9 protein-coding genes are annotated in these 8,975 nt (G+C 73.6%); 6 read left to right on the top strand and 3 right to left on the bottom strand.

What is annotated here, in order from left to right; translation table 11 throughout:
• The first annotated feature begins 87 nt into the window (after positions 1-87).
• The 4 genes from AB0M28_RS30180 to AB0M28_RS30165 all read left to right on the top strand — a co-directional run bounded on the left by AB0M28_RS30180 (position 88) and on the right by AB0M28_RS30165 (position 3,917).
• On the top strand, positions 88-981 hold the full coding sequence (locus AB0M28_RS30180; RefSeq protein ID WP_365411965.1) for a fructosamine kinase family protein: 894 nt from the start codon (positions 88-90) through the stop codon (positions 979-981).
• Between the two features lie 5 nt (positions 982-986).
• Positions 987-2,132 carry a cystathionine gamma-lyase gene (locus AB0M28_RS30175; RefSeq protein ID WP_365411962.1) on the top strand — a complete coding sequence of 382 codons (1,146 nt, stop codon included), beginning with the start codon at positions 987-989 and terminating at the stop codon, positions 2,130-2,132.
• Between the two features lie 341 nt (positions 2,133-2,473).
• Positions 2,474-3,337 carry a LysR family transcriptional regulator gene (locus AB0M28_RS30170; protein WP_365411959.1) on the top strand — a complete coding sequence of 288 codons (864 nt, stop codon included), beginning with the start codon at positions 2,474-2,476 and terminating at the stop codon, positions 3,335-3,337.
• Positions 3,338-3,437: 100 nt separating this feature from the next.
• Positions 3,438-3,917, top strand: coding sequence for an NUDIX hydrolase (locus AB0M28_RS30165; protein WP_365411956.1), 480 nt, complete (start codon positions 3,438-3,440; stop codon positions 3,915-3,917).
• Positions 3,918-3,956: 39 nt separating this feature from the next.
• On the opposite strand, the gene AB0M28_RS30160 is transcribed toward AB0M28_RS30165, so the two are convergent.
• Both AB0M28_RS30160 and AB0M28_RS30155 read right to left on the bottom strand, forming a co-directional pair.
• A complete protein-coding gene (locus tag AB0M28_RS30160) occupies positions 3,957-5,270 on the bottom strand; it encodes a globin domain-containing protein (protein WP_365411953.1) in 1,314 nt (437 codons plus the stop codon).
• Between the two features lie 132 nt (positions 5,271-5,402).
• A complete protein-coding gene (locus AB0M28_RS30155) occupies positions 5,403-6,035 on the bottom strand; it encodes an HAD-IB family phosphatase (protein WP_365411950.1) in 633 nt (210 codons plus the stop codon).
• Between the two features lie 95 nt (positions 6,036-6,130).
• Between AB0M28_RS30155 and AB0M28_RS30150 the strand changes: the two genes are divergently transcribed.
• Positions 6,131-6,808 carry a DUF2269 domain-containing protein gene (locus AB0M28_RS30150; protein WP_365411947.1) on the top strand — a complete coding sequence of 226 codons (678 nt, stop codon included), beginning with the start codon at positions 6,131-6,133 and terminating at the stop codon, positions 6,806-6,808.
• 5 nt (positions 6,809-6,813) lie between these two features.
• Positions 6,814-7,674 carry a GNAT family N-acetyltransferase gene (locus AB0M28_RS30145; RefSeq protein WP_365411944.1) on the top strand — a complete coding sequence of 287 codons (861 nt, stop codon included), beginning with the start codon at positions 6,814-6,816 and terminating at the stop codon, positions 7,672-7,674.
• 48 nt (positions 7,675-7,722) lie between these two features.
• Here the strand turns inward: AB0M28_RS30145 and AB0M28_RS30140 are convergent, their stop codons facing one another.
• Positions 7,723-8,937 (bottom strand): MFS transporter, encoded by a 1,215-nt coding sequence (locus AB0M28_RS30140; protein ID WP_365411941.1) that lies wholly within the window; start codon positions 8,935-8,937, stop codon positions 7,723-7,725.
• Between the last annotated feature and the right edge of the window lie 38 nt (positions 8,938-8,975).

Raw genomic sequence — 8,975 nt, 5'->3', positions numbered from 1 at the left:
CGGCTTCGAGGAGTGCCTGGAGCTGATCGAGGGCGCCGCCGAGGGCCTGCTGGGCGCGGTCCGCGCGTCCCTGGGGGCCGCGCGGGCATGACCGGCGAGGGGATCGCCGGGGGCGACGGCCGCGGCGGGGGGATCGCCGGGGCGGTCGCCGCCGTGACCGGGGCGCGGGTCGCCGCGGCCCGGCGGGTGGGCGGCGGGGACATCTCCGCGGCGTACCGCGTGGAGCTGGCCGACGGGCGCACCGTCTTCGCCAAGACCCTCGGCGATCCCCCGCCCGGCTTCTTCGCCGCGGAGGCGAACGGCCTCGCGCTGCTGCGGGGCACGCGCACCGCCCCCGTCCCCGCCGTGCTGGGGTGGGACGAGGGCCTCATCGTGCTGGAGTGGCTCGAGCCCGCCCCCGCCACCGCGGCCGCCGCCGACCGCCTGGGCCGGGAGCTGGCCGCTCTGCACGACACCCCGGCCGCCGCGTACGGCACGCCCTGGCCGGCGTACATCGGCTCCCTGCCGCTGCCGAGCCCGGCCGGTCCCGTCGACTGGCCCGCCTTCTACGCCGAGTACCGGCTGCTGCCGTATCTGCGCAGGGCCGTCGACCGGGGCGGCCTCGCGCCGGGTGACGCCCGCGACGTGGAGCGGCTGTGCGGGCGGATCGCCGAGGTCGCCGGTCCGCCGCAGCCGCCGGCCGTCATCCACGGTGATCTGTGGTCGGGCAACGTCCACTGGTCCGCGGACGGCGCCCATCTCGTCGACCCGGCCGCACAGGGCGGGCACCCCGAGACGGACCTGGCCTTCCTCGAGCTGTTCGGCTCGCCCTTCCTCGCACGGATCCTCTCGGCGTACGACGAGGTACGCCCCCTGCCGGGCCGCCGCGCCCGGGTGCCGCTGCACCAGCTGCACCATCTCCTCGTCCACGCCGCCCTGTTCGGCTCCTCCTACGGCGCGCGGTGCGGGGCAGCGGCCCGCGCCGCGCTGCACGGAGGCTGATTTCGATGACCGCCGACGACCTCGCCCGTTTCTCCGACGCCACGCGCGCGGTGCACGCCGGGCTGCCCGAGCCCACGCCGTACGAACCGCCCTTCCCCGGCCCGGTGTTCACCTCGCACTTCCATCTGCCGGGCGATCCGGGGTCCGCCCCGTACACCTACGGCCGCGACGGCAACCCGACGTGGACCCGGCTGGAGTCCGCCCTCGCCGCGCTGGAGTCGCCCGGCGCCGCGGCGCACGCGGTGACCTTCGCCTCCGGGATGGGCGCGATCGCCGCCGTGATGCTGTCGCTGCTGCGGCCCGGCGACGCGGTGGCCGTCCCCGCCGACGCGTACAACCTGGTCGGCAGCGTGCTGCGGGACCAGCTCGAGGCATACGACGTCGAGGTGCGCTCCGCGCCGACGGCCGGCGACGCGCAGCTGGAGCTGCTCGACGGGGTGAAGCTGCTGTGGCTGGAGACGCCCTCCAACCCCGGGCTCGACGTCTGCGACATCCGCCGCCTCGCCGACGCCGCGCACGCCGCCGGCGCCCTGGTCGCCGTCGACAACACCCTGGCCACCCCGCTCGGCCAGCGCCCCCTGGAGCTGGGCGCCGACCTCGCCGTGGCCAGCGGTACCAAGGCGCTGTCCGGCCACGCCGACCTGCTTCTCGGTTACGCCGTCACCCGCGACGCGGAGCTGGCCGCCCGGCTGCGGCTGTGGCGCAAGACGACCGGTGCCATCCCCGGCCCGATGGAGGCGTGGCTGGCGCACCGCTCGCTGGCGACGCTGGAGCTGCGCACCGCGCGGCAGGCGGACAACGCGCTGGCCGTGGCGCGGGCGCTGCGCGAGCGGCCCGAGGTGAGCGGCCTGCGCCATCCGGGGCTGCCGGAGGACGCGGCGTATCCGCTGGCCGCCAAGCAGATGAGCCGGTACGGCTGCGTGGTCTCCTTCACCCTGCCGTCGCGGGAGTTCGCCGAGCGCTTCCTTGCGTCGCTGCGGCTGGTCGACGACGCGACGAGCTTCGGCGGGGTGCGCAGCTCGGCCGAGCGGCGCGGGCGGTGGGGCGGGGACGACGTGCCCGACGGCTTCGTCCGGCTGTCGGTGGGGGTGGAGGACGCGGCGGACCTGGTCGCGGATCTGCTGCGGGGGCTGGAGGCGGCGGGGGGCTGACCACTCCCGCAGTGATGACGGGGCGCCCCCGGAACGGATCCGGGGGCGCCGTCGCATGTTCTCCGCGCGTCGCGCGGGACGGGCCGCTGCGACCCGAGTCTCCCCCCTATGACTCGGCGCCGAGGGCTCCGCCCACCGACCGCTACGCGCGAAGAACCGCGGACATCAAGGCTAGTTGACTCTCCGTCAGTGTCCAATCACGGTTTCAGCAGCGACCTATCGACAAATTTATAGATGGCATATGGTCGGGGGGTCCGGGTCCGGGGGCAGCGACCGACGGGACATCCGTGTCGTGCGCGGAGACATCCGTGCAGTGCGCGGAAAGGGGAGGGATTCACTCGATGGATCTGACGCTGCTCCGTACCTTCGTCGCGGTGCACCGCGCGGGGTCCTTCACCCGGGCGGCCACCTTACTCGGCCTCTCGCAGCCTGCGGTCACGGGCCAGATCCGCTCGCTCGAACGCCAGCTGGGCCGCCCCCTGTTCGTCCGCGGAGCGCGCGGCGTGACCCCCACGACGCTGGGCGACGAGCTCGCCCACAAGGCGGCACCGCATCTCGACGCCCTGCAGGCCCTGGCGGAGTCGGGCCTGCAGGATGCCGAGACGCCGGCGCCCGCGACGCTGCATCTGGCCGGGCCGCCGGAGTTCACGTCCGTGCTGGTGCTGCCGGCGCTCGCTCCGCTGATCGGGGAGGGCCTGGCGATCCGGGCCTCCTACGGCACGGACGAGGAGACCCTCGCCGGGCTGGCCGCGGGCCATCACGACCTCACGGTCACGGCGTCCCGGCCGCGCGGCGGGCAGCTGACGGCGACGCCGCTGTGGGACGAGGAGCTGGTGCTCGTCGCCGCGGGGCGGTGGGCGGGGGTGGCGTTGGACTCGGTGCCGGTGGTCGAGGTGCACGAGAGCCTGCCGTTCGTCACGCGGTACTGGGGCGAGGAGTACGACGCCAAGCCGGCCGCTCCGGCGGCGATCGTGGTCCCCGACCTGCGCGCGGCGCTGGCGTGCGCCGTGGCGGGGGCGGGGCTGGCGGTGCTACCGCGGTACCTGTGTGCGGGGGCGCTGCGGCGGGGGGAGGTGGTGACGCTGGAGCGGCCCTCGATGCCGCCGATCCGGACGTACTTCCTCTCCGTACGGACGGGGTCGCTGGCGCTGCCCCATCTGGCGCGCGTGCACGAGGAGTTGCTGCGGGCGGCGGGGGGCTGGTAGGAGGCGGCGGGGTGCCGACCGCGGGTGAACGCCCGTCGCGCACCACTGTGCGCCGCGGTGAACGGGTTTGAAACGGGGGACCACGTGTCACACTCCCCCCATGACCGTTAGGCCCGTGGTCAAGCGCACCGCCCGCGCCATCCTGCTCGACGACGACGACCTCATCCTGATCAAACGGACGAAGCCCGGCCACGCCCCGTACTGGATCACGCCCGGTGGGGGCGTCGAACCGTCCGACGCGACGGTCGTGGACGCCCTGCACCGCGAGGTGGACGAGGAGCTCGGCGCGAAGGTCACGGACGTGGTGCCGGCCTTCGTCGACACCGTCCACCATTCGACGCAGCACGCGGCGCACGGGGTGAAGGTCCAGCACTTCTTCGTCTGCCGCCTGGAGACGATGGACCTCAGCCGCCGGCACGGACCGGAGGTCGACGAGCCGTGCGGCACGTACGAGGTGGTCCGCGTGCCCTTCACGGCCGCGGGCGTGACCTCGGTGGACGTGGTCCCGCCGTCGCTCCAGTCCTTCCTCAGGGAGAACATCGAGGGCGTACGGGCGCTGCTGGCCGCGGACCTGGGCTGAGGGGACCTGGATCCCGCTTCGGCAGCCGGTCTGTCGCGATCACGGCGGCGGGGTGAGGTTCTCCAGGTCGTCGTGGCGGATGTGCCGGACGGGGACCCCGCTCGCCGTGAGCATCCGCACCCCCGTGCGGATCATGGGCAACGGCCCCGACAGATACGCCTCGTACGCCGCCCACGGCCCGCACTGGCTCACCGCCTCCGGCAGGCCGCCGATCACCGGTCGCACCGTGAGCCAGGGGTGCGCGCGCTCGAACCGCCGCAGATTGTCCAGGTCGTACAGATCGACCTCGCGCCGGGCTCCGTAGAAGACCTCCATCTCCCGCGCCACTCCGTGCCGGGCCACGTCCTCGACCATCGCGCGGATCGGCGCGATCCCCGTACCGCCGCCGAGGCACAGCAGCCCCGAGTCGGTGGTGTGGTCCACGGTCATCGACCCGCACGGCGGCCCGAGCCGCAGGACGTCCCCGGGCCGGGCCCGGCGGACCAGGGCCGTCGAGACCCAGCCGGCGGGTATCGCCCGCACGTGGAACGTGAGCAGCCCGTCCGCGCGCGGCGCCGCGGCGAAGGAGTAGTGCCGCCAGACCCGCGGCCACCACGGCGTCTCGACGGCGGCGTACTGCCCGGGCGTGTAGCCGTACGGCTGGTCGGGGCGGACGGTCAGGACCGCGATGTCCGAGGACCGCTGCTCATGGGCGATGATCTCGCCGAGCCACCACGCGGGGCTGCTCCGCTCGTCCTCGTCCGCCGCGTCGATCATGATCTGGGAGATCGCGGAGTACACCCGCACCCAGGCGGCCTCCGCCTCCTCGGACCAGACCTCGGCCGCGTAGTAGGTGAGGGCGGCGATCAGACACCGGCCCACCGCCGGATAGTGCTCGGGCCGCGTGCCGAACTTGCGGTGCCCGCGCCCGAGATGGCCGAGGAGCTCCCCGAGCCGCGCCGTGTCGTCGGCGTAACGGCCCGCCGCGAGCAGCGCCTTGAACAACCGGTCACGCTGGATGTCCATGGCGCCGGGGAACATCTCCCGGGTCTCGGGGTAGTGGATGAACAGCAGGGCGTAGAAGTACGAGGTGACCTTGTCGGCGACCGGTTCGATGTGGTCGAGGGTGTGCCGGATGACCTCGGCGTCGGACGGCGGCCCGCCGGGGTCGGCGGGATCGGCGGGATCGGCGGGAGGGGGACTGGTGGCGGCGGGATCGGGACTCGCGGGCCCCGGTATCCGTCCGTGGTCGGGATCATGATCGGGTTCGAGCTCGCCCTCGCGCGGCGGCTCGTCGTCCGCCGCCGGCAGCCGCCCGTGATCGGTGTCCCCGGCGGCCGGGGGCGCCTTGAGTTCGGACCCGCTGTCCCTCACCGTGCCTCACTGCCCGCCTGGTCGATGGACGCGGCCGCGGAGCCGCAGTCGCCGTTGACCGCGAGCGTGTCACCGCCGGTCGGACGACCAAACGTTTTTCCCGATCCGGCGCGTGCACCCCCGGACCAAGCGCTACAGTGCGCGCCCCGCCAGCGCGTACGCCTCGCGCAGATCCCGCCCGGTGTACGCGTGCGTGGCCAGCTCCGCCACATGGTGATCGGCGTTCACCGCGACCGACCGCGGCACCACGCCGAACAGGTCCGCGTCGGAGAACGAGTCGCCGTACGCCGTGATGTCGTCCCGCGTCAGCCCGTACTCCGCGCAGAGCAGATCGGCGATCCGCACCTTGTCGGCGGGGCCCAGGATGCCGCTCATGTCGAGCGGCTCACGGAAGGGCACGTCCGGGAAGCGCGACCCGTGCACGGCGTGCGCGCCCCAGTCCAGCAGCCGCTCCACGAAGAAGTCCGGCGAGAGCGTGACCACCGCGCAGCGTTCACCCCGGGCGGCGATGTCCGCGAACACCTCGCGTATCCCGGCCAGCCAGGGCGCGCCGTCGAAGGCGGCGGCCAGCACGTCCCGCGTCAGGTCGGTCCACAGGTCGAACGCCCGCCGCCCGAATTCGTAGGTGTCGATCCGCCCGGACGCGATCGCGGCGTCCAGCTCCCGGAACTCCGGCTCCAGGCCCAGCCCCTTGGCCAGCTCCACACTCGCGGAGGAGCCGTGCAGGAGCGTGCCGTCGAGGTCGAATATGTGCAGTCTCGTCATGTCCCGGCCGACGTTACGTCGTACTCGGCAGCGAGTACAAAGGGATACTCCCGCGGTGAGATTCGCCGCGGGCCCGCGCCCGGGACCGTTGGGGTATGCAGCTCACCCGAAGGCCCCGCAGGGCCGCACTCGTCGTCCATGTCGTCGTCTCGGTCGGCTGGCTGGGACTGAGCCTGGGCCTGCTCGCGCTGAGCATCGCCGGGTACACCTCGGGCTCGGCCGCCGTCGCCGAGGCCTCGTACCGCTCGATGAAGGTCTTCACCGACTGGCTGATCCTGCCCATCGCGTTCACCACCCTGCTCAGCGGTGTGCTGCTCTCCCTCGGCACGGTGTGGGGGCTGGCGCGGCACCGCTGGGTGTGGATCAAGTTCTGGCTGACCCTCATCGCCACCACGGCGACGGTGTTCTCGCTGCGTCCCGCGGTGAACAGCGCCGCCTCGGACGCCATCGCCCGGGTGCCCGTCGAGGCGGGCCAGGATCTGCTCTTCGCGCCGTCCGTCAGCCTGAGCATCTACCTCTTCTGCACGGTGGTGTCCGTACTGAAGCCCTGGGGCCTCACCCGCCGCGGACGCAGGCTGCGCGAAGCCCGGGTGGCGGGCGGTGCGGCGGACCGGAAGGCGGACCGTGCGGCGGGGGGCCGGACGGACCGGAAGGCGACCGGTCGGACGGACCAGAAGGCGGCCGGCCAGACGGGCGGTGTACCGGGCGGTGTGTCGGCGCGCACAAAGATCGCTAAAGCGGTCGACGTGCCCCCGGTCGCTGAGACAGTCTGACCTCCATGCCCGCACACCCCGCTCTCCCCGCCCTGCCCGTACATGAACTCGGCCTCGGCGACCTCCCCCGGCTCCTCGACCTCGGCGCGGACCGGGGATGGTCGCGCGAGGAGTACAAGTGGCGGCTGCTGCTGCAGGTCGGCACGGTCTACGGCATCGAGGCCCCCGACGGCGACGGACTGGCGACCGCGCTGGTCCTGACCCGTTACGGCGACTCCCTCGCCTCGATCGGCATGGTGCTGACCGCCGGACGTTACGCCCGCCAGGGCCTCGGCCGCCACACCATGCGGCACGCGCTGGACGCCGCCGGTGACGCCGTCGTCACCCTGCACGCGACGCCCAACGGCCGCCCGCTGTACGAGCAGCTCGGCTTCCGGGCGGTGAGCACCTCGCCGATGCGGACCGGCACCTTCTCCCCCGACCCGGCCGTGGACACCTCCGCCGTACGCCCCGCCCGGGCCGCCGATCTGGACGCGATCCGCGCGCTCGACGCGGAGGTCTTCGGCGCCGACCGCACCCAGTTGCTGACCCGGCTGCCGGCGTTCTGCGAGCGGCTGCTGGTGGCGGAGTCCGACGGCCGGCTGACCGGTTTCGCCGGCACCTGGCAGAACGTGGGCAACCTGGTGATCGGCCCGGTGATCGCCGACTCCCCGGACACGGCGAAGGCACTGATCTCCGGGCTGGCGGCCGGAGTGGACCAGGAGGTCCGCCTGGACGTGGACGCACGGCACAAGGAGCTCTGCGACTGGCTCACGGAGCGGGGCCTCCCGGAGGCGTCCTGGGAGCAGTCGGTGATGGTCCGGGGAGCGGAGCAGGCGCCGGGCGACCTGACACGGCGTTTCGTACCGGTGACGGTGGCGCTGTAGCCGCGCGACCCGGCACGCTCGCCCGCGCGGCGCGGCCCGCTCGCCGCCCTACCCACGCACCGCCTGCCGGGCCTCCACCACCGACCGGGCGACGACCCGCCCCGCCGCGGCCGCCGTGCGGCGCTCGAGCCGGGCGGACACGACGGCCAGCACCAGCGCGGAGCCGGCCAGGGCCGCGCCCACCCAGTTCGGGGCCGTGTAGCCCAGACCCGCGGAGATGACCACACCGCCGAGCCAGGCGGCCAGCGCGTTGCCCAGGTTGAACGCGCCGATGTTCATCGCGGAGGCCAGGGTCGAGGCGGTCGGTGTCTGGTCCAGCACCCTCTTCTGCAGCGGCGGCACGGTCGCGAACCCGAGGACACCGGCCAGGAAGAGGGTCACGGCGGTGGCCGTCTTGTCGTGCGCGGTGACGGTGAACAGGCCCAGGACGAGCGCCAGTCCGCCGAGGGACACGTACAGCATCGGCATCAGCGCACGGTCGGCGTAGCGGCCGCCGAGCAGGTTGCCGACCACCATGCCGAGGCCGAGGAGGACCAGCAGCCAGGTGACGGAGGAGTCGGCGTAGCCGGTGACCTCGGTCAGCATCGGCGCGATGTAGGTGATCGCGGCGAAGACACCGCCGAAACCGAGCACGGTCATCGCCATGGCCAGCACCACCTGGGGATTGCGGAAGCCCGCCAGCTCCTGGCGCAGCCCGTGGCCCGGGCCCTGCGGACGGGGCAGGTCCGGGATGAGCCTGGCGACCCCGAACAGGCCGACGACACCGATCGCGGCGACGCCCCAGAAGGTGAGCCGCCAGCCCAGCTGCTGGCCGAGGTAGGTGCCGCCGGGGACGCCGACGACGTTGGCCACGGTGAGGCCGGTGAACATGAGCGCGATGGCGCCGGCCTTCTTCTGCGGGGCGACCAGATCGGCGGCGACGACCGCGCCGATGCCGAAGAACGCGCCGTGCGCCAGGGACGCGACGATCCGGCCGGCCAGCATCACGCCGAACGCGGGGGCGAGGGCGGACAGGGCGTTTCCGGCGATGAACAGCACCATCAGGATCATCAGCATCCGCCTGCGCGGGATCCGGGTGCCGAGGGCGGTGAGCAGGGGCGCTCCGAGGACCACGCCCAGGGCGTAGCCGGTGGTCAGATAGCCCGCGGTGGGGATGGAGACGGAGAAGTCCGCGGCGACCTCGGGAAGGAGGCCCATGATGACGAACTCCGTGGTGCCGATCCCGAAGGCGCCGATGGCGAGCGCCAGCAGGGCGAGAGGCATGAGCTTGGCTCCTGGAGTGGGGGTTTGCTTCGTGCGCC

This window comes from Streptomyces sp. NPDC051940, from assembly GCF_040680895.1.
In the GTDB taxonomy this organism is placed as follows: Bacteria; Actinomycetota; Actinomycetes; order Streptomycetales; family Streptomycetaceae; genus Streptomyces.
This window is presented reverse-complemented; position numbering and strand designations above follow the sequence as displayed.

Excerpts from the sequence above, each read along its gene's own strand:
- AB0M28_RS30180 (WP_365411965.1), top strand. The coding sequence starts at position 88 with ATGACCGGCGAGGGGATCGCCGGGGGCGACGGCCGCGGCGGGGGGATC.
- AB0M28_RS30175 (WP_365411962.1), top strand. The coding sequence starts at position 987 with ATGACCGCCGACGACCTCGCCCGTTTCTCCGACGCCACGCGCGCGGTG.
- AB0M28_RS30170 (WP_365411959.1), top strand. The coding sequence starts at position 2,474 with ATGGATCTGACGCTGCTCCGTACCTTCGTCGCGGTGCACCGCGCGGGG.
- AB0M28_RS30165 (WP_365411956.1), top strand. The coding sequence starts at position 3,438 with ATGACCGTTAGGCCCGTGGTCAAGCGCACCGCCCGCGCCATCCTGCTC.
- AB0M28_RS30155 (WP_365411950.1), bottom strand. The coding sequence starts at position 6,035 with ATGACGAGACTGCACATATTCGACCTCGACGGCACGCTCCTGCACGGC.
- AB0M28_RS30150 (WP_365411947.1), top strand. The coding sequence starts at position 6,131 with ATGCAGCTCACCCGAAGGCCCCGCAGGGCCGCACTCGTCGTCCATGTC.
- AB0M28_RS30145 (WP_365411944.1), top strand. The coding sequence starts at position 6,814 with ATGCCCGCACACCCCGCTCTCCCCGCCCTGCCCGTACATGAACTCGGC.
- AB0M28_RS30140 (WP_365411941.1), bottom strand. The coding sequence starts at position 8,937 with ATGCCTCTCGCCCTGCTGGCGCTCGCCATCGGCGCCTTCGGGATCGGC.